The organism is Mycolicibacterium rutilum (assembly GCF_900108565.1).
Classification (GTDB): Bacteria; Actinomycetota; Actinomycetes; order Mycobacteriales; family Mycobacteriaceae; genus Mycobacterium; species Mycobacterium rutilum.
This window is the reverse complement of the sequence record NZ_LT629971.1, coordinates 5,005,690-5,023,866: the sequence shown is the minus strand read 5'-3', so window position 1 is coordinate 5,023,866 and position 18,177 is coordinate 5,005,690. Positions and strand designations below refer to the sequence as shown.

At 69.9% G+C, this 18,177-nt stretch carries 19 protein-coding genes; 14 read left to right on the top strand and 5 right to left on the bottom strand.

Annotated elements, in window-relative coordinates:
• Nucleotides 1–67: 67 nt before the first annotated feature.
• A complete protein-coding gene (locus BLW81_RS24490) occupies nt 68–1,186 on the top strand; it encodes a glycosyltransferase family 2 protein (protein WP_235632083.1) in 1,119 nt (372 codons plus the stop codon).
• A complete protein-coding gene (locus BLW81_RS24485) occupies nt 1,183–2,715 on the top strand; it encodes a phytoene desaturase family protein (protein WP_083410787.1) in 1,533 nt (510 codons plus the stop codon). Before BLW81_RS24490 ends, BLW81_RS24485 begins: the two co-directional genes overlap by 4 nt.
• Here the strand turns inward: BLW81_RS24485 and BLW81_RS24480 are convergent.
• Nucleotides 2,624–3,301 carry a CDP-alcohol phosphatidyltransferase family protein gene (locus BLW81_RS24480; protein WP_197680340.1) on the bottom strand — a complete coding sequence of 226 codons (678 nt, stop codon included), beginning with the start codon at nt 3,299–3,301 and terminating at the stop codon, nt 2,624–2,626. The genes BLW81_RS24485 and BLW81_RS24480 overlap by 92 nt on opposite strands.
• A 45-nt stretch (nt 3,302–3,346) precedes the next feature.
• Here BLW81_RS24480 and BLW81_RS29500 point away from each other — a divergent pair, with 45 nt between their 5' ends.
• The 6 genes from BLW81_RS29500 to BLW81_RS24450 all read left to right on the top strand — a co-directional run bounded on the left by BLW81_RS29500 (nt 3,347) and on the right by BLW81_RS24450 (nt 10,228).
• Nucleotides 3,347–4,180 carry a YihY/virulence factor BrkB family protein gene (locus BLW81_RS29500; protein ID WP_157897824.1) on the top strand — a complete coding sequence of 278 codons (834 nt, stop codon included), beginning with the start codon at nt 3,347–3,349 and terminating at the stop codon, nt 4,178–4,180.
• A 78-nt stretch (nt 4,181–4,258) separates the two neighbouring features.
• Nucleotides 4,259–5,434, top strand: coding sequence for an FtsX-like permease family protein (locus BLW81_RS24470; protein WP_083409434.1), 1,176 nt, complete (start codon nt 4,259–4,261; stop codon nt 5,432–5,434).
• Nucleotides 5,434–6,000, top strand: a complete 567-nt coding sequence (locus tag BLW81_RS24465) for an FtsX-like permease family protein (protein ID WP_083409433.1) — start codon at nt 5,434–5,436, stop codon at nt 5,998–6,000. Before BLW81_RS24470 ends, BLW81_RS24465 begins: the two co-directional genes overlap by 1 nt.
• A gap of 2 nt (nt 6,001–6,002) precedes the next feature.
• Nucleotides 6,003–6,725, top strand: a complete 723-nt coding sequence (locus BLW81_RS24460; RefSeq protein ID WP_083409432.1) for an ABC transporter ATP-binding protein — start codon at nt 6,003–6,005, stop codon at nt 6,723–6,725.
• 18 nt (nt 6,726–6,743) lie between these two features.
• Nucleotides 6,744–8,258 carry an APC family permease gene (locus BLW81_RS24455; RefSeq protein WP_083409431.1) on the top strand — a complete coding sequence of 505 codons (1,515 nt, stop codon included), beginning with the start codon at nt 6,744–6,746 and terminating at the stop codon, nt 8,256–8,258.
• A complete protein-coding gene (locus BLW81_RS24450) occupies nt 8,255–10,228 on the top strand; it encodes a primary-amine oxidase (protein WP_083409430.1) in 1,974 nt (657 codons plus the stop codon). The genes BLW81_RS24455 and BLW81_RS24450 overlap by 4 nt, the downstream gene beginning before the upstream one ends.
• 3 nt (nt 10,229–10,231) lie before the next feature.
• Here the strand turns inward: BLW81_RS24450 and BLW81_RS24445 are convergent, their stop codons facing one another.
• On the bottom strand, nt 10,232–11,356 hold the full coding sequence (locus BLW81_RS24445; protein WP_083409429.1) for a glycerate kinase: 1,125 nt from the start codon (nt 11,354–11,356) through the stop codon (nt 10,232–10,234).
• Between the two features lie 20 nt (nt 11,357–11,376).
• Nucleotides 11,377–11,802: a MarR family winged helix-turn-helix transcriptional regulator gene (locus BLW81_RS24440; RefSeq protein WP_083409428.1), complete on the bottom strand. Its 426-nt coding sequence runs from the start codon at nt 11,800–11,802 to the stop codon at nt 11,377–11,379.
• 45 nt (nt 11,803–11,847) lie between these two features.
• On the opposite strand from BLW81_RS24440, the gene BLW81_RS24435 reads away from it, so the two are divergent.
• From BLW81_RS24435 to BLW81_RS24420, 4 genes are all read left to right on the top strand, one after another.
• Complete coding sequence (locus tag BLW81_RS24435) at nt 11,848–12,522, top strand: class I SAM-dependent methyltransferase (RefSeq protein WP_083409427.1); 675 nt, start codon at nt 11,848–11,850, stop codon at nt 12,520–12,522.
• Nucleotides 12,523–12,613: 91 nt separating this feature from the next.
• Nucleotides 12,614–13,387: a UMP kinase gene (pyrH, locus tag BLW81_RS24430; RefSeq protein ID WP_083409426.1), complete on the top strand. Its 774-nt coding sequence runs from the start codon at nt 12,614–12,616 to the stop codon at nt 13,385–13,387.
• A gap of 39 nt (nt 13,388–13,426) precedes the next feature.
• On the top strand, nt 13,427–13,984 hold the full coding sequence (gene frr / locus BLW81_RS24425) for a ribosome recycling factor (protein ID WP_083409425.1): 558 nt from the start codon (nt 13,427–13,429) through the stop codon (nt 13,982–13,984).
• Nucleotides 13,984–14,862, top strand: a complete 879-nt coding sequence (locus tag BLW81_RS24420) for a phosphatidate cytidylyltransferase (RefSeq protein WP_083409424.1) — start codon at nt 13,984–13,986, stop codon at nt 14,860–14,862. Before frr ends, BLW81_RS24420 begins: the two co-directional genes overlap by 1 nt.
• Here BLW81_RS24420 and BLW81_RS24415 read toward each other — a convergent pair.
• Nucleotides 14,859–15,461: a TetR/AcrR family transcriptional regulator gene (locus BLW81_RS24415; RefSeq protein WP_162277410.1), complete on the bottom strand. Its 603-nt coding sequence runs from the start codon at nt 15,459–15,461 to the stop codon at nt 14,859–14,861. The two genes, BLW81_RS24420 and BLW81_RS24415, sit on opposite strands and share 4 nt — an antisense overlap.
• Before the next feature lie 91 nt (nt 15,462–15,552).
• On the opposite strand from BLW81_RS24415, the gene BLW81_RS24410 reads away from it, so the two are divergent.
• A complete protein-coding gene (locus BLW81_RS24410; protein WP_083410785.1) occupies nt 15,553–16,101 on the top strand; it encodes a methyltransferase family protein in 549 nt (182 codons plus the stop codon).
• On the opposite strand, the gene BLW81_RS24405 is transcribed toward BLW81_RS24410, so the two are convergent.
• Complete coding sequence (locus BLW81_RS24405; RefSeq protein WP_235632082.1) at nt 16,029–16,982, bottom strand: DMT family transporter; 954 nt, start codon at nt 16,980–16,982, stop codon at nt 16,029–16,031. The genes BLW81_RS24410 and BLW81_RS24405 overlap by 73 nt on opposite strands.
• A 67-nt stretch (nt 16,983–17,049) precedes the next feature.
• Between BLW81_RS24405 and rlmN the strand changes: the two genes are divergently transcribed.
• Nucleotides 17,050–18,174 carry a dual-specificity RNA methyltransferase RlmN gene (rlmN, locus tag BLW81_RS24400; protein WP_083409422.1) on the top strand — a complete coding sequence of 375 codons (1,125 nt, stop codon included), beginning with the start codon at nt 17,050–17,052 and terminating at the stop codon, nt 18,172–18,174.
• Nucleotides 18,175–18,177: the final 3 nt, after the last annotated feature.

Below are 18,177 nucleotides of genomic sequence, written 5' to 3'. Positions count from 1 at the left end.
GGTACCTCCGCTGTCGGGACGACGCCTGCACCGGGCGGTCCGGGTGCGACTTCGTAGAGTTTGCAAGGTGCCCCCTGCGCGCGTTGCCGAAACCCTGCGCGCACTCGTCGTCACCGGTTCGACACTTGCCTGCGCGGGCACGGCCCACCAGATCGTCAACCTGTGCCTGCTGCGGCGCCCGCCCGAGCACCCGCCGCCGGTCACCGCGGGTGTGTCGATCCTGGTCCCGGCCCGCGACGAGGCGCACCGCATCGCGCCGACGATCCGCTCGCTGTTGGCGCAGCGCGGCCTGTCCGACGCCGAGATCGTGGTGCTCGACGACGGGTCCACCGACGGCACCGCCGACGTCGTGCGCGCCGCCGCCGGATCCGACCCGCGCGTCACCGTGCTCACCGGCGCCGAGCCGCCGCCGGGCTGGCTCGGAAAACCGCACGCCTGCGCCCAGCTGGCCGCCGCGGCCCGCGGCGAGATCCTGGTGTTCGTCGACGCCGACGTCGTGCTCGCCCCGCACGCGGTGGCCGCTGCCGTCGCGGTGCTGCGCGGACCGCGCCCGCTGGACCTGCTCAGCCCGTGGCCCCGCCAGATCACCTCCGGGGCCGCGGCCCGGCTGGTGCAGCCGCTGCTGGCGTGGTCGTGGCTGACCACGCTGCCGCTGCGGCTCGCCGAGCGGTCGCGGCGGCCGTCGATGGCGGCGGCCAACGGCCAGTTCCTGCTCGTCGAGGCCGATGCGCTGGCCCGCGCCGGCGGCTGGCGGTCGGTGGCCGGTGCGGTCCTCGACGACATCTCGCTGGCGCGGGCCGTGCGGACGTCCGGCGGCCGCACCGGGCTGGCCGACGGCTCGCGGCTGGCGACATGCCGGATGTACGCCAGCGGCCGGGAACTGCGCGACGGGTACCGCAAGTCGCTGTGGGCGGCGTTCGGCTCCCCGGTCGGCGCGGTCGCGGTCGGTGCGGCGCTCGCCGTCGTCTACGTCCTGCCCGCGGCCGCGGCGGTGACGGGTTCGCGGGTCGGCGCGCTCGGGTACTCGGCGGCCGTGGTGGGTCGGATCTTGGCGGCGCCGTGGTGCGGCCGGTGGTGGGACGGCGTCGCGCATCCGGTGTCGGTGCTGACGTTGCTCGGGCTGTTGGCGTCGTCGTGGTCGGGGCGGCGGCGCGGTGCTCTGCAGTGGAAGGGCAGGCCGGTATGAGCCACGTGGTGGTGATCGGCGCGGGGCTCGGTGGTCTCGCGGCCGCCGCGCGGCTCGGTGCCGCCGGTCATCGCGTCACGGTCTTCGAGAGCGCGGGCACCGTCGGCGGGAAACTCGGGGTGATCGAGCGCGACGGGTTCACCTTCGACACCGGGCCGTCGCTGCTCACCATGCCCGCGGTGCTGGAGCAGTTGTTCGCCGACACGGGCGGCCCCGCCGCACTGCCGCTCACGCCGGTCGACCCGGCGTGCGTCTACACCTTCGCCGACGGCACGACGCTCGAGTTGCCGTTCGACCGGTCGCGGGCGCCCGCGGCGTTCGACGCGGCGTTCGGTCCCGGCGCGGGGGAGGCGTGGTCGCGGCTGCACGCGCGCTCGGAGCGGCTGTGGGAGCTGGTCGGCGAACCGGTGCTGCGGCGCCCGGTGTCGCTGGCCGCGCTGGCGCGGATGAGCGCGCGACCGGCCGACCTGACGGCGGTCGCCCCGTGGCGAACGATCGACGGGCTGGCCCGCCGGCTTCTGCCTGACCCGCGAATGCGGTTGTGGCTCAACCGGTATGCCACCTACTCCGGGTCGGATCCGCGCCGCACGCCGGCGGTGCTGTCGGTGACGTCGTTCGTGGAGCAGGAGTTCGGCGCCTGGTACGTGCCGGGCGGGTTGCGCCGCATCGTCGACGCCGTCGCGCACCGCTGCGGTGACCTCGGGGTGCAGATCCGCACCGGCGCGACGGTCGAGGCGGTCACGGTGGCGGGCGGTCGGGCGACCGGGGTCCGGGTCGACGGCGTCGAGGTCGCCGCCGACGCGGTGGTCAGCAATGCCGACGCGACCGTGCTCTACGAGCGGCTGCTGCCCGCCGGCGCCCGGCGCCGACTGCGCGGCCGGTCCCCGTCGATGGCCGGCTTCGTGCTGCTGCTCGGCCTGTCCGGGCGGCGGCCCGGTGCCGCGCACCGCATCTACTTCCCCCGCGACTACGACGCCGAGTTCGACGCGATCTTCGGCAGCGCACCGCACCCGGTGCCCGACCCGACCATCTACGTGCACGCGCCCGACGACCCGGCGTTGCGGCCCGGCGACGACTGCGAGGGTTGGTTCGTGCTCGTCAATGCGCCCGCCCACGACCCCGCCGGCGGCGTCGACTGGGACGCCCCCGGGCTGCGCGAGCGGTACACCCGGCGGGTGCTGGACCTGCTCGCCGAGCGCGGCGCCGACGTCCGGGACCGGGTCCGGTTCGCCGACACCATCACTCCCGCCGACCTCGAGCGCCGCACCGGTGCGCCGGGAGGAGCGATCTACGGCACGGCGTCCCATGGACCGCGGGCCGCGCTGCGCAGGCCCGCCAACCGCGGGCACCTGCCGGGGCTGTATCTCGTCGGCGGTTCCGCGCATCCCGGCGGCGGCATCCCGCTGGTGCTGATGTCGGCAGAGATCGTCGCCGGGCTCATCGGGCCGGCGGAAACCGCGGCGGTATCGACCGGCGCACCCCGACCATCAGCTGCGCCAGGCCGACGACCCCGATTCCGGTCCACGTGATCGCGAACGTCGCCCCCCAGTTCCAGCCGAGCACCGGAAGCCCGGCCGGGAACGCCGCCGCGCCGCCGGCGGCCATCGCGACGACGATCAACCGGGTCGGCCGTTCGGCGACCGTCACCGCGCCGACGCCCGGCATGCCCGCCGCCTGGGCGCGTGAGCGCAGATACTCGTGCAGCAGGACGAGGGTCACCGCCGCGACCACCCACGCCGCCGGAGCTCCGAGCGCCAGCAGCACGGCGCCGAGCAGCAGATCACCGATCCGGTCGGCCACCGCGTCGACGACGGCGCCCAGCGGTCGGGCCCGGCCGGTGCGCAGCGCGACCGCGCCGTCCAGGCCGTCGAGCACCCCGGCCGCGACGATCAGCGGCACCGCCAGCCACGGCCGGCCCGGCCCGGCGACCACGGCGAGCGCGCCCGCCAGTGCCGCGACCCCGGTCACCGACAACACATCGGGAGGAATGCGCAGCACGGGCCCGGCGGCCAACGCGCGGACCATCCTCAGCCAGCCGCGGACCACCGCCGACGGTTCGACGCCGTCGTGCAGCGCCGACCAGCCGTCGTCGTCGGCCCCGGGTGCTCGGCTCACGGCCTCAGCCTGCCAGCAGCGGGCGTCGCTCGGTGGGAGGTCGCGGTGAGCCGGGCCCGCCGACTGGCGACCGAGGTCCGCCGCACGTTCCCGGGCAGCGACCTGTCGCTGTGGGCGGCGGGCGCGACGTTCTTCGGCATCATCGGGATCGCGCCGCTGGCGTTGGCGTCGTTGTGGGCCGTCGGCGCCCTGGTCGGCCACGACGCCGTCACCCGGGCGATGGACGCGGCGATCGGCGGGCTGCCCGACGGGCACGGCACCCCCGAGGCGCTGCGCACGCTGACGTCGGTGGCGCTGTCGATGTCGTGGCTGCAGGCGCTGGTGGTGCTGTTCCCGGCCAGCCTGTACGGCGAGGGGCTGCGCCGCGCGTTCGTCCAGATGTCCTCTGCGCCCGACACTCTCACCGGTTGGCGCGGCCGGGCCGGCCTGCTCGGGGTCGCGGCGGTCGCACCGTTTCTGGTGCTGGCGGTGTTGGCGTCGGCGCCCTACGTCGGCCCGCTGTACGACCGGGGCGGCTGGGCGTTGATGTGGGGAATCGTGGTGGCCTTCCACGTCGTCTGGCTGACGGTGTCGACGGCGCTGGTCGGCGTGTTCGCGTTGATCGGCCCCGGCCGGTTGGCCTGGCGGCCGGTGCTGATCGGCGCGTTCAACACCGGCGCGATCCTGGCCGGGTTCCTGCAGGGTTTCGTGCTGTTCCTGGCGATCCCGATTCCGTGGTCGGCGCCGTTCGGCGGGCTGCCGATCGTCGGTGCGGTCTCGGCGCTGGCGCTGTGGCTGTATCTCCTGCACATCCTGGTGCTGTGCGGTTTTCGCGTCACCGTGGCGCTCGACGAGGTGATGCGTCCGGCCGGCGGGGGGCGGCGGGATACAGCGCCGTAACGGAAACGGTTGTGAGTTAACGCAGGAGACACTGCGCGCTGCTGTAGGTGAAACCTGGCGGTCTGACGATTCCTTCTCGTGGAGACCAGTCAGGTCAGTAGCGCACCCACAACCGTTCGATCACCGGCGATCGCCACCGCATCCGGCAACACGTTCCTGTGCCTCGTCCGGTTCGCGCTGGCGAACATTCGGCGACGTCCAGAGCGGTTCCTGCTCTCTGTCATCGGCATCGCGCTCGCGATCGCCTGTGTCACCGTGGTGCGCACGATTTCGGCGAGTTTCGCGATCACCGGCGCCGATTCGGTGACCGACGTGCTCAGCGACGCCCAGCTGTGGGTCGTCCCCGCCGCGGGCGTGCACTACGACAGCAACGCCGAAGCCCTCGTCGCCGACGGGCCCGCGCCCGACCTCGACGTGCCCGCCGGGTGGACCGCCGTCCGCACACTGTCCGGTGTCACCGAATTCGACGGACACCGGATCTCGTTGCGCGGCAACGAGGCAACTCCACCCGGCGAAGCTGTCTTCGGATCCGCGGTCGTCGACCGCACCGGCGTGCGCCCGGGCGACCCGGTCAGCATCGGCGGGCGCACACTGGTCGTGCGCGTCGACGGCGCCGGTCAGTCGGTCACGGTCGCCACACCGGTCGCTGCGGCCGTCGTCGGCGCCAACGGCTGGTGGACGGTGTGGGCGCCGCCGGGCGACGAGAAGCGCCGCGACATCGCCCAGACCTTCGGCTCCGCCGTCGGTCTCGCTTCGACGGCCGATCCGTCGCAGCAACCCGACCCGCACGGTCGCGGGCTGATCTACGACACCGTCGGCGGCAGCAGCCCGCTCAGCTTCGAGCAGAAGTTCTCCGCGCTGTTCTCCGGCAAGGTGACCAGTTCGACGCTCGGGCTGATCTCGACGATCGGTCTGGGCCTCGGCTTCGTGATCGCGGTGTCGTCGTTCCTCGCCGCCGTCCACGAACGGCGACGCGAGTTCGGCATCATGTCGAGCATCGGGCTGGCCGACGAGGTCCTGTACTTCTTCCTCGTCGAATCGGCGATCGTGTTCATCGCCGCCTACGTCGTCGGCGTGCTGGGTGCCGGTTGCGCTGTGGCGCTGGTGATCCCGGGCATCGCCACGCCGACCGCCTGGCTGCAGGCGGCCGGGATGGTCGCGGCGTTCCTGCCGGCGATGGCGATCGTCGGCGCCCTGATACCGGTGCACCGGCTGCTGCAGCAACGGCCGGTCGCCCTTCTGGAGGCAACCTGATGTTGACCAAGGGACTGTCCTACGGGTGGCTCGCGACCCGCCGCCGGCTCCGCGAGTTGCTGCTGCCGGCTGTCACCACCGCGACGGGTGCCTTCCTGGTGGTCGTGGTGTTCGGGATGGCCGACGGGATCCGCGCGCAGTCGGCCTCGCTCGGCCACGCCGAGGAGATCGGGCGCGCGGTGCTGCTGATCGCCATCACCGTGCTGCTGGTCGGCGTCGTGGAGGTCGCGGTCGCGACCACCCGCACCGTCGCGCACCGCACCCGCGAACTCGGGGTCCTGGGCGCCAACGGAGTGCCGCGCCGGCCGGTGGTCGCCGCGCTGCTGGTCGAACCGGTGATCGCCGCCGTCGCCGGCGCGCTCGCCGGTGCCGGTCTGGCCGCGGTGTGCGTAACCGTGCTGGGCGCAACAGGACTGGTCGCCACCGGCGTCTCGGGTGGCGGCCTGCTGGCCGGTGTCGCGGTCGCGGTGGGGGTGAGCGTGGCCGCGGCGCTGGCCACCAGCATCGTGCCCACCTACACCGCGGCGTCCAAGCCGCCGATCCGTTCCCTGACCGCAGGAGGCTGACGATGACCGCTCTCGAAGACAGCACCGACGTCGTACCCGCCGCCGACGGTCCGGCCCCGGTGATCGACATCTCTGACGTGTGGAAACTGCACAAGCTCGGCGACGAGGTCGTCAAGGCGCTGGTCGCCGCCGAACTGCAGGTGATGCCCAGCGAATTCGTCTGCCTGATGGGACCGAGCGGCAGCGGCAAGTCCACCCTGCTCAACATCATCGGCGGATTGGATCGGCCCACCAAGGGCACCGTGAAGATCGCGGGCACCGACACCGCGTCGCTGACCGAGAGCCAGTACGCCGCGCTGCGTCACGACACCATCGGCTTCATCTTCCAGAGCTACAACCTGATCCCGTTCCTGTCGGCGGTCGAGAATGTCGAACTGCCGCTGATGTTCGAGCCGTACGACCGGAAGGCGTTGCGCGCCAGAGCGGTCGAACTTCTCGAGCTCGTCGGCCTGGCGCACCGCGTGCACCATCAGCCCACCAAGATGTCCGGCGGCGAGCAGCAGCGCACCGCGATCGCGCGCTCACTGATCAGCAGCCCGACGCTGGTGCTCGCCGACGAACCGACAGCCAATCTCGACCACCGCACGGGGGAGACGGTGGTGCGCATGCTGCGCGACCTGTGCTCGACCATGGGCGTCACCGTGGTCGCCAGCACCCACGACCCCACGGTGGCCGACGAAGCGAGCCGTGTCGTCCGGATGAAAGACGGACAGATCGTCAACTGAACCGCTTGGAGACAACATATGACACAAGCAGAAGCGGCCCCGCCCAGCAGCTCCGCGCCGGTGGCCGGCCGCGACAAACTCATGACCACCGAGCTCGTCCCCGAGCAGATCCTGCCGAAGGTGATGAGCACGTTCGGGCTGACCGCCGCCTACGTCTTCATCATCTGCTGGGTCACCGGCTCGTCGGTGATGGCCTCCGGCGGCTGGACCGCGATCCCGATGTGGGTGCTGGGCATCCTGACCTTCCTGATCCCGGCGGGCATGGCCGTGGTCGAACTGGGCAACCTGTGGCCCGGTCAGGGTGGCGTCTACATCTGGGCGTACCGGACGATGGGGGAGACCTGGGGTTTCATCGGCGGATACCTGTCGTGGGTGCCGGTGATCCTCAACGCCGCCTCCTCACCGGCGGTCGTGCTGCAGTTCCTGCTGCTGGCGTTCCACGCCGAACTCGGCCTGATGACCAGCATCATCCTGCAACTGGTGATCCTGTGGACGGTGATCGGGCTGGCGCTGGCCAAACTCGCCGCCAACCAACGGATCATGAACATCGTCTTCGTCGTCTACTGCGCGCTGACGCTGACGATATTCATCTGCGGACTGCTCTATGCCGGTGAACACGGTTCGGCGACACCGTTCAGCTGGCACGACGCCACGGTGCCGAACTTCGCCGCCGCCGGCTTCCTCTACGGCACGGTGCTGCTGTATCTGCTGGGCGTGGAGACCCCGTACAACATGGGCGCCGAGTTCCTGTCGGTGCGCAAGAGCGGTCCCCGGATGATCCTGTGGGGCTCGGTTGCGCTGGTCGCGATCTACCTGCTGACCACGCTCGGCACGATGATGGCGCTGCCCGGCGACGAGATCGACCCCGTCACCGGGATCATCGGAATGCTCGACGTCGCAGGGTTTCCCGGGCTGATGGAGATCTGTGCGGTTGTGCTGGCCGGCATCATCATCGTCGCGCTGATGACCTACCAGGTGGCGTATTCGCGGCTGATCTTCGTCTCCGGCCTGGAGCGTCATCTGCCCCGCATCTTCACCCACCTCAACCCGCGCACCCGCAACCCGGTGACGGCCATCCTGATCCAGGGTGTGATCTCCTCGCTGATCCTGGTGGGGCTGTACTCGCAGAGCAGCATGGCCAACGTCACGATCTACCTGCAGGGCGGGTTGTCGACCGTCTGGCTGCTGTCCGGCTTCTTCTTCCTGTTCCCGGTCATCATCGCCCGCAAGAAGTATGCGGATCGCTATGCCACAGAACAGTTCTGGCGGATCCCGGGCGGAATGGTCGGGGTGTGGATCACCGTCATCGTCGGTACTCTCGGCACGATCGGCGGCGTCTACTACTCGTTCGTCACCCCCTGGATCGACGTGTCCACCGCGAACTGGATGACCTGGGTCGGCGGCATCAGCCTCGGCATGTTCGCGCTGGGCCTGGTCGTCTACGTCTTCGGCAGGCGGTCCGCGCACAAGGTCTCCCAAGAAGACGCACTCGCACATCTGGCAGTACTCGACCTGAAGGACGACACCAAATGACGATGGAAAGCACCGTGCCCGCCACGGACACCACCGACGCCGCCGGCTACCCGCTCGACCCGCTGACGGGCGCCGAGATCGTCACCGCGGCCACCGTCATCGGGGAATCCGAATACGCCACGCCCACCCTGCGTTTCGTGATGATCCAGCTGGCCGAGCCGGCGAAACCGGCGGCGCTCACCTTCACCAGCGACGACGACGTGCCGCGCGAGGCGTTCGTCACGATGTACGACCCGGGCGCCAAGATGCTCTACGAGGCCACCGTCGACGTCCGAGCGCGGCTGATCACCTCGTGGACCCCGATTCCGGGCAAGTTCCCGTCGTACCTGGTGGAGTGGATGACCGGCGTCGAGGAGAAGGTCCGCGAAGACCCCCGCTGGCAGGAGGCCATGCGCAAACGCGGCGTCACCGACTTCGACCTGGCGATGATCGATCCGTGGCCGGCCGGCTACTACGGCCCGCAGGACCACTACGACGACTCGCCGCTGGTGTGCCGGCCGCTGACGTTCGTGCGGTCCGCGCCGGGCGAGCACGGCTACGCGCGCCCGGTCGAGGGGCTGATCGTGACGTTCAACCTGGACGCCATGGAGGTCATCGACGTCGAGGACCACGGCACGGTGCCGCTGCCCCCGACGGCAGGCAACTACACCGAGCGGTTCATGTTCGACGAGAACAACCGCCCGGCGTTCACCGAGTTCCGCCCCGACGTCAAGCCGATCGAGATCACCCAGCCCGAGGGCCCCAGCTTCACCGTCGACGGCTGGAAGGTCGAGTGGCAGAAGTGGTCGATGCGGCTGGGATTCAATGCCCGCGAGGGCATCACGCTGCACGAGATCACCTACACCGACCGCGGTGAGACCCGGCCGCTGATCTACCGGGCGTCGCTGTCGGAGATGGTGGTGCCCTACGGCGACTCCTCACCGACCCACTGGAACAAGAACGTGTTCGACATGGGTGAAGTGGGCATGGGATTCAGCGCCAACCCGCTGACGCTGGGCTGCGACTGTCTCGGTGAGATCCACTACTTCGACGCGACGCTCAACGACTCGTCGGGTAACCCGGTGACCATTCCCAACGCGATCTGCATGCACGAGGAGGACTTCGGGATCTCGTGGAAGCACACCGACTTCCGCACCGGGGAGGTCGAGGTGCGCCGCTCGCGGCGGCTGGTGATCTCGATGATCTGCACCGTCGGCAACTACGAGTACGGCTTTTTCTGGTACTTCTACAACGACGCCTCGATGGAGGTCGAGGTCAAGCTGTCCGGTGTGTTGACCACCGGTGCGGTGCTCGACGGTGAGGAGCCCCGGTGGGGAAAGCTGGTGGCGCCGAACATCTACGGGCCGAACCACCAGCACTTCTTCAACTTCCGCCTCGACATGAGCATCGACGGTGCCGGCAACAGCGTGTACGAGGTGGATTCCGTTCCCGAACCCGATCCGGCCCTGAACCCGCACCACAACGCCTGGATCACCCGCGACACGCTGGTGGCATCCGAGGCGGCGGGTGCGCGTGACTGGGACTGGTCGACGGGGCGGTACTGGAAGATCACCAACCCGAACAAGCGCAACGAGGTCGGCAATCCGGTGGCCTACAAGCTCACCCCGCGCGACGTCGTGCCGGTGATGGTGCAGGAGGGCTCCTACATCTACGACCGCGCGCGGTTCGTCCAGCACAACCTGTGGGTGACCAAGTACGACCCCGCCGAGAAGTACGCCGCGGGTGACTACATGTACCAGTCCGCCGAGATGCAGGGCCTGCCCGTGTATCTCGAGGACGACGCGCCGCTGGAGAACACCGACGTCGTGCTGTGGTACACGGTCGGGGCCCACCACGTGGTGCGCCCGGAGGACTGGCCGGTGATGCCATGCGCGTACACGGGTTTTCACCTCAAGCCGGTCGGCTTCTTCGACGGCAACCCCGCGCTCGACTTTCCGCCGTCACCGCCGAAGGCGTGCCACCACCACTGACGCTCAGGCGATCTCGCGGCACACCTCGGCGGTCGCCCTGCTCAGCGATGCGGCGCCTTCACGCAGCGCCTGCTCGAGCGGGGTGCCGTCGGGGGTGATCGCCACCAGGCGGTGCACGCCGTGGTCGAGTAGCACCGAGGCGTCCGGGGCGACCCGCCCGGCGAAGATCACCACCCGGGCGCCCGCGCGGTGTGCGGCTTGCGCGACGCCGAACGGTGTCTTGCCCATCACGGTCTGGGCGTCGACGCTGCCCTCGCCGGTGAACACCCAGTCGGCGCCGTGCAGCGCCCGCTCCAGGTTCACTGTGGCCGCGACCTCATTGACCCCGGGTTCGCTTGTGGCGCCCAGGAACTCGACCAGCGCGAAGCCCATGCCGCCGGCCGCGCCGGCACCGGGACGCTGCGGCTGCGCGCCGCCCAACGTGGCCGCCGTGACCTGTGCCAGCCGCGCCAGCGCCGCGTCGAGCCGGTCGACGTCGGCGGGGCTGGCGCCTTTCTGCGGCCCGAACACCGCGCTGGCGCCGGTGGGGCCGAGCAGGGGAGCGGTGACGTCGGAGGCGACGCGGATCCGCACCTCGCGCAGGCGCGGATCCAGGCCGGTGGTGTCGATGCGGTCGAGGCGTTCCAGCGCGGCGCCGCCGGGTTCGAGCGGGTTGCCGTCGGCGTCGAGGAACCGTACGCCCAGCGCGGTGAGCATCCCGGTCCCGCCGTCGTTGGTGGCTGAGCCGCCCAGCCCGATCAGGAAGTCCTCGGCCCCGCGGTCGAGCGCCGACGAGATCAGCTGTCCGACACCGAAGGTGCTGGCGCGCAGCGCATCCCGCCCACCCGGGGCGATGCGTTCGAGTCCGGCGGCGGCGGCCATCTCGATGACGGCCAAGGCCCGCAGCGGCACATGACCGTAGCGGGCGGTCACCCTGCGGCCCAGCGCGTCGGCGACCTGCGCCTCGACGTATTGCCCGTGCAGCGCGTCGACCACGGCCTCGACGGTGCCTTCGCCGCCGTCGGCCATCGGCACACCGACGACCTCGGCGTCCGGCAGCACCGCCTCGACCCCGGCGCGCATCGCGGCGACCGCCTCCGACGCGGTCATCGACTCCTTGAACGAGTCCGGGGCCAGCACGATCTTCATGGTGCGTAGTCTCGCAGACTTCAGTCGGTGCCGAGGGCCGCCAGGATCTTCTTGAACTCCTGCTGCTGCCGCGCCGTGAGGTTGGCCATCAGGCTGCGCTCGGCCGCGCGGACACCGGAATCGGTGCGCTTCAACAGTTCCGTGCCGTCGCGGGTGATGCGCGCGGGCAGCGACCGGCCGGAGGCGACGGTGGCGGGCCGGGCCACCAGTCCGCGCTCCTCGAGGCCACGCAGCACCACGTTCATCGCCTGCGGAGAGACGTTGAAGTCGCGGGCGAGTTCGGCGTTGGACCGGCCCTCGTGCTGCGAGAGGATCCGCATGCAGAGGTATTGCGGGAACGTCACGCCCAGCGGTTCGAGGACCGTCGCGGTGACCTCCGCGCGCAGGGCGTTCGCGACCCGCGACAGCAGGAAGCCCAACGGCTTGTCCTCGAGCGATTCGTTCATGTCAAGTATGTTGACATATATCAACCACGTTGATATCAACGAGTGATGACTGATCATGACGAGATGTTCGAAAGTGCCTACCGTGGCGAGGCCGAGGAGATGGGCCTGGGAAACCGCCCGCCGTGGAGCATCGGCGAGCCGCAACCGGAGATCCGCGCGCTGATCGACGCCGGCAAGTTCCACGGTGACGTGCTCGACGCCGGCTGCGGCGAGGCGGCAACGTCGATGTATTTGGCCGAGCGCGGCTTCACCACCGTCGGGCTGGACATGTCGCCGACGCCGATCGAGATGGCCCGTGCCGAGGCGCAGCGGCGCGGTCTGACCACCACGAGCTTCGAGGTGGCCGACATCAGCTCGTTCACCGGCTACGACGGCCGGTTCGGCACGATCGTCGACAGCACGCTGTTCCACTCGATGCCGGTGGAACTGCGCGAGGGCTACCAGCAATCGATCGTGCGCGCGGCCGCGCCCGGCGCGTCGTACTTCGTGTTGGTGTTCGACCGCAACAAGCTGCCCGAAGGGCCCGCCAACCCCGTCACCGAGGACGAGCTGCGCGACGTGGTGTCCAAGTACTGGGTGATCGACGAGATCCGGCCCGCCCGCATCCACGCCAACCTGCCCCCCAACTTCGACGCGCCGATGCCGTTCGAGGACGTCCGCGACGAGCCCAACGGACGCAAGTCCGTGCCTGCCTGGCTGCTGTCCGCCCACCTGGGGTAGCCGACTCGCCGGTTCTCTCACCCCCTTGGCCGCGAACCGCTGCGCCATGAGGCAGGATGAGGAAAATCTCAGCGAGACCCGAAGGAGTCGGATGGCGGATTCCAGTGTCACCGGCCAGGCAACTTCCGATCCGAACGGCAAGGTCTCCCGCGATTCGAACCGGCCCTACCGCCGGGTGCTGCTCAAACTCGGCGGGGAGATGTTCGGCGGCGGCGCGGTCGGGCTCGACCCCGACGTCGTGCACCAGGTGGCGCGCCAGATCGCCGAGGTGGTGCGCAGCGGGGTGCAGGTCGCCGTCGTGATCGGCGGCGGCAATTTCTTCCGCGGGGCTCAACTGCAGCAGCGCGGGATGGAACGGACCCGCAGCGACTACATGGGCATGCTCGGCACCGTGATGAACAGCCTGGCGCTGCAGGACTTTCTGGAGAAGGAGGGCATCGCGACACGGGTGCAGACCGCGATCGCGATGGGCCAGGTCGCCGAGCCGTACATCCCGCTGCGCGCGGTCCGCCACCTGGAGAAGGGCCGCGTGGTGATCTTCGGGGCCGGCATGGGGCTGCCGTACTTCTCCACCGACACGACCGCCGCACAGCGCGCGCTGGAGATCGGCGCGGAGGTGGTGCTGATGGCCAAGGCCGTCGACGGCGTGTTCACCGCCGACCCGCGCGAGCACCCCGACGCCGAACTGCTGACCGCGATCAGCCACCGCGAGGTCATCGACCGCGGCCTGAAGGTGGCCGACGCCACCGCGTTCAGCCTGTGCATGGACAACGGCATGCCGATCCTGGTGTTCAACCTGCTCACCGACGGCAATATCGCGCGAGCGGTCGCGGGTGAGAAGATCGGAACACTGGTCACCACCTGACCCGGAAATCGGGCGAACGTAAGCGACGGGAGAACGAGCGTGATCGACGAGACCCTCTTCGACGCCGAGGAGAAGATGGAGAAGGCGGTGTCGGTGGCCCGCGACGACCTGGGCGCGATCCGCACCGGGCGGGCGAATCCGGGCATGTTCGCGCGTGTTCACGTCGACTACTACGGCTCGGCCACCCCGATCACGCAGCTGTCCAGCATCAACGTGCCCGAGGCGCGCCTGGTCGTCATCAAGCCGTACGAGGCCAACCAGCTGCGCAACATCGAGGACGCGATCCGCAACTCCGACCTGGGCGTGAACCCGACCAACGACGGCAACGTCATCCGCGTGGCCATCCCGCAGCTGACCGAGGAACGCCGCCGTGACCTGGTCAAGCAGGCCAAGGCCAAGGGCGAGGACGCGAAGGTGTCGGTGCGCAACATCCGTCGTAAAGCGATGGAGGAACTGCACCGCATCAAGAAGGACGGCGAGGCGGGTGAAGACGAGGTCGCCCGCGCGGAGAAGGACCTCGACAAGGCCACCGCCAACTACACCGGCCAGATCGACGAGCTGGTCAAGCACAAAGAAGGCGAGCTGCTGGAGGTCTAGTGACCGAACAGCACTCGAGTCCTGTGGCAGAGACGCCGGTCGACGAACCGCCCAAGAAGAAATCGCGGGCGGGTCGCGACCTACCCGCGGCGATCGGCGTCGGCGTCCTGCTCGGCGGCGTGGCGATCGGCACGCTGCTCTTCGCGCCGATCGGCTGGCTGCCGGTGCTGGCGTTCTTCATCCCGATCGCCACCCACGAGGTGATCCGCCGGCTGCGGGAGGCCGGCTACGACCTGCCCGCGATCCCGCTGCTGCTCGGCGGCCAGGCGATGATCTGGCTGACCTGGCCCTTCGGACCGGCCGGTCTGCTCGGCGCGTACGGCGGCACGATCGTCGTGTGCATGGTGTGGCGGCTCGTCGGCCGCGGCCTGCGTCAGCAGCCGGTGAACTACCTGCGCGACATCTCCGCATCGGTCCTGCTGGCGACCTGGGTGCCGCTGTTCGCCGGGTTCACCGCGCTCCTGATTTTCCAGGACCACGGCGGCGGCCGCGTCTTCACGGTGATCGCGACGGTCGTCTTCGCCGACATCGGCGGATACGTCGCCGGTGTGCTGTTCGGCCGACACCTGATGGCGCCGGCGATCAGCCCGAAGAAGTCCTGGGAGGGCCTGGGCGGCTCGATGGTGTTCGGCATCGCCGCCGCTGTGGTGTCGGTGACGTTCTTCATGGACAAGCCGGCGTGGGTCGGGGTGCCGCTCGGGCTGATGCTGGTGATCACCGGCGTGCTGGGTGACCTGGTCGAGTCGCAGGTCAAGCGTGAGCTCGGGATCAAGGACATGGGCGCGCTGCTGCCGGGTCACGGCGGGATCATGGACCGCATCGACGCGATGCTGCCGTCGGCGGTGGCGGGCTGGATCGTGTTGACGCTGTTGGCCTAGCCCGGCGCCGGGCCGGTCAGATAGCGCTCGACGGTCGGGCCGACGAACGCCACCAGGTCGTCGATGGACGTGGACGCCATCGGTTCGATCTTGAGTTGATAGCGCGCGAAGGCCAACCCCATCAGATGGCTGGCCACGAGTTCGACCCGCAGCTCGGCGTCGTCGACACCGAACTCGGCGGCGACGCGCTTCGCCATCGGGCCGGCGAGCGCGTCGTGTAACACCTTGCGCGCCATGGGTTGTATCGCCGCCGACCGCCACAACGTCAGCAGAGGTTCGAACGCGCCGCCTTCGTCCCAGCGCTCGAGGAAGCGGCGCACCAGTCGGCGGCCGATGTCGTCGGTGCCCTCGTCGAGGAGCGCGTCGGCCTGAAACAGCGGGTGTTGCGGCCCGGTGAGCACGGAGGCGCCGAAGAGCCCCTCCTTGTTGCCGAAGAAGTAGTACACCATCGCGACATCGACACCCGCGTAGGCGGCGATCCGGCGCACCGTGGCGCCCTCGTATCCGTCGCGCATGAAGGTCTTTCGCGCCGCGTCCACGATGCGTTGTTTGCTCTCCTGTCCAGTGCGCCACCGGCCCGCCCGCTTCTTCTCGGTCACCGGCCCAGAATACTTCAACACGCGTTGATGTATGGCTGTCCGCGGGCGTAGCGTCGATTGTTCAACGCCTGTTGATGAAAAGGAGGATCCGATGACCGAGACACGCAACCGTCGGCTGTGGTGGCGCCACGCGCTGTCGTTTCTCGTCGCGCCCGTGACGATGACGGTGTTCATCCCGGCGCTGATCGTGGCCTGGGCCGACATCCGACTGCCCGCGTACGACTCGCCGTCGACCATCGGTCTGCTGCTCGTCGGGTGCCTGTTGGTCGCCGGCGGCGTGGGGATGCTGCTGTGGACGGTGTACCTGTTCGACCGGGTGGGCAAGGGCACGCTCGGCGTGGGCGAGGTGATGGGCCAGCCGGTCAACCTGGTGGTGCACGGGCCGTATCGGCATGTCCGCAACCCGATGATCAGCGGTGTCGTCGCGATCCTGCTCGGCGAGGCGGCGATCGCGGCGTCGGGATGGATGTTACTATGGGCCGCAACGTTTTTCGTGATGCTCACGACCTTCATTCAGGTGTGGGAGGAGCCGCATCTGGCCGAACGCTTCGGTGAGGAGTACACGACCTACCGGCGCAATGTGCCGCGATGGCTGCCGCGCATCACGGCGTGGGAACCGCAGGCATCACGGTCATCTTGACGGCGCCGTCGTGCATCGGTGCCGTTGAGCCAGCACGCCGCGGCGCCGACGGCCAGGCCGACCGCGACGCCGACGTCGGGCCGCTGGCCGAGCATGACCCACGACAACAGCCCGGCGACCGCGGGGATGACGGTGAACAGCATGGCGACGGTCGCGGCGCCGTATTCGTTGATCCCGCGCACGTAGAGCGTCATCGACAGCACGGCGTTCAACAGCACCACCGCCGCGACGGTGGCTGCGGCCTTCCACGGATCGGTCACCGACCACGGCGTGACGGCGGCCAGCACGGCGATGGGCAGCACGCACGCGGCGTTCTGCAGCGCCGCCGTTGCGCGGAAATCGACTCCTGAGCAGAACTTCTGCTGGTAGACGCCGCCCGCGGCCACCGCGAACAAGGACACCAGGATCAGCAGCACCGCCGCATCGACTCCGCCGACCGCAATCAACCGTCCCGCGCATGCCGCGAGCACTGCCGCGACGCCCAACGCCAACGCGCCCACTCGGGCCGGCGTCATGCCCTCGCCGAGGAACATCGCCGCCAACACCGCGGTGACCACGGGATTCATCGAGATGATCACGGCGCCGAGTACTGCGGGCGCGCCGTGCAGCAGCGCCAGGTACAGGCACGAGAACAGCACACCCTGGGCGAGCAACCCACTGATGAGCACATGCACCAGCGTTCGTCCTGTGGGCCATTTCACTCGCGCGGCCGCGGCCCATGCCGACAGGATGGCGGCGGCCAGACCGAATCTGAACACCAGCACCGCCATCGGCGACATGACTGAAACAGCAAGCGCACCAATGGGATAGCCCAACGCATAGAAGAACGTCAGCGGCGCCGCGGTGCGCAGCGGCATGGACGGGCGGGGCACGGGTCCCATGGTGGCGACCAACGTCTCCGTTGGCGAATTAATTTCGACCCCGCCGGAAGTGGGATACTGGGTTCACATGCCCACGTCCTTGCCCCTCGTCTTCGACCCGCCGCGCCGCGCGATGCCGCCGCGGCATCTCGCCGACCTCGACGAAGCGGGTCGCGTCGCTGCCGTCGCGGACCTCGGGCTGCCGAAGTTCCGTGCCAAACAGCTGGCCAACCAGTACTACGGCAGGCTGATCGCCGATCCGCACCAGATGACCGATCTGCCCGCGGGCGTGCGCGACCAGGTCGCCGACGCGCTGTTCCCGACGCTGCTCGACGCGGTCCGCGAGATCGAGACCGACGCCGGGGAGACGCGCAAGATGCTGTGGCGCGCGGTCGACGGCACGACGTTCGAGTCGGTCCTGATGCGCTATCCGCAGCGCAACACCGTCTGCATCTCCTCGCAGGCCGGGTGTGGAATGGCGTGTCCCTTCTGCGCGACGGGCCAGGGCGGGCTCAAGCGCAACCTGTCGACGGCCGAGATCCTCGAACAGGTGCGGGCCGCGGCGGTGGAACTGCGCGACCGCGACGGCGACGGGATCGCGCCCGCGGCCCGCGGCGGCAGGTTGTCGAACATCGTGTTCATGGGCATGGGGGAGCCGCTGGCCAACTACAACCGGGTGCTGGCCGCCGTGCGGCGGATCATCGCGCCCGCGCCCAACGGCTTCGGCATCTCGGCGCGCTCGGTCACGGTGTCGACCGTCGGGCTGGCGCCGGCCATCCGCAAGCTCGCCGACGAACGGCTCGGTGTGACGCTGGCGCTGTCACTGCACACCCCCGACGACGAACTGCGCGACACGCTCGTCCCGGTGAACAACCGGTGGAAGGTGTCCGAAGTGCTCGACGCGGCGCGGTACTACGCCGACGTGACCGGGCGGCGCGTGTCGATCGAGTACGCGCTGATCCGCGACGTCAACGACCAGCCCTGGCGCGCAGACCTTTTGGGCAAGAAGCTGCACGCCGCGCTGGGACCGCTGGCGCACGTCAACCTCATCCCGCTCAACCCCACGCCCGGCAGCGAGTGGGACGCCAGTCCCAAGCCCGTCGAGCGCGAGTTCGTCCGGCGGGTGCGCGAGCGCGGCGTCTCATGCACGGTGCGCGACACCCGCGGCCGCGAGATCGCCGCCGCCTGCGGCCAGTTGGCGGCCCAGAGCTGAGCT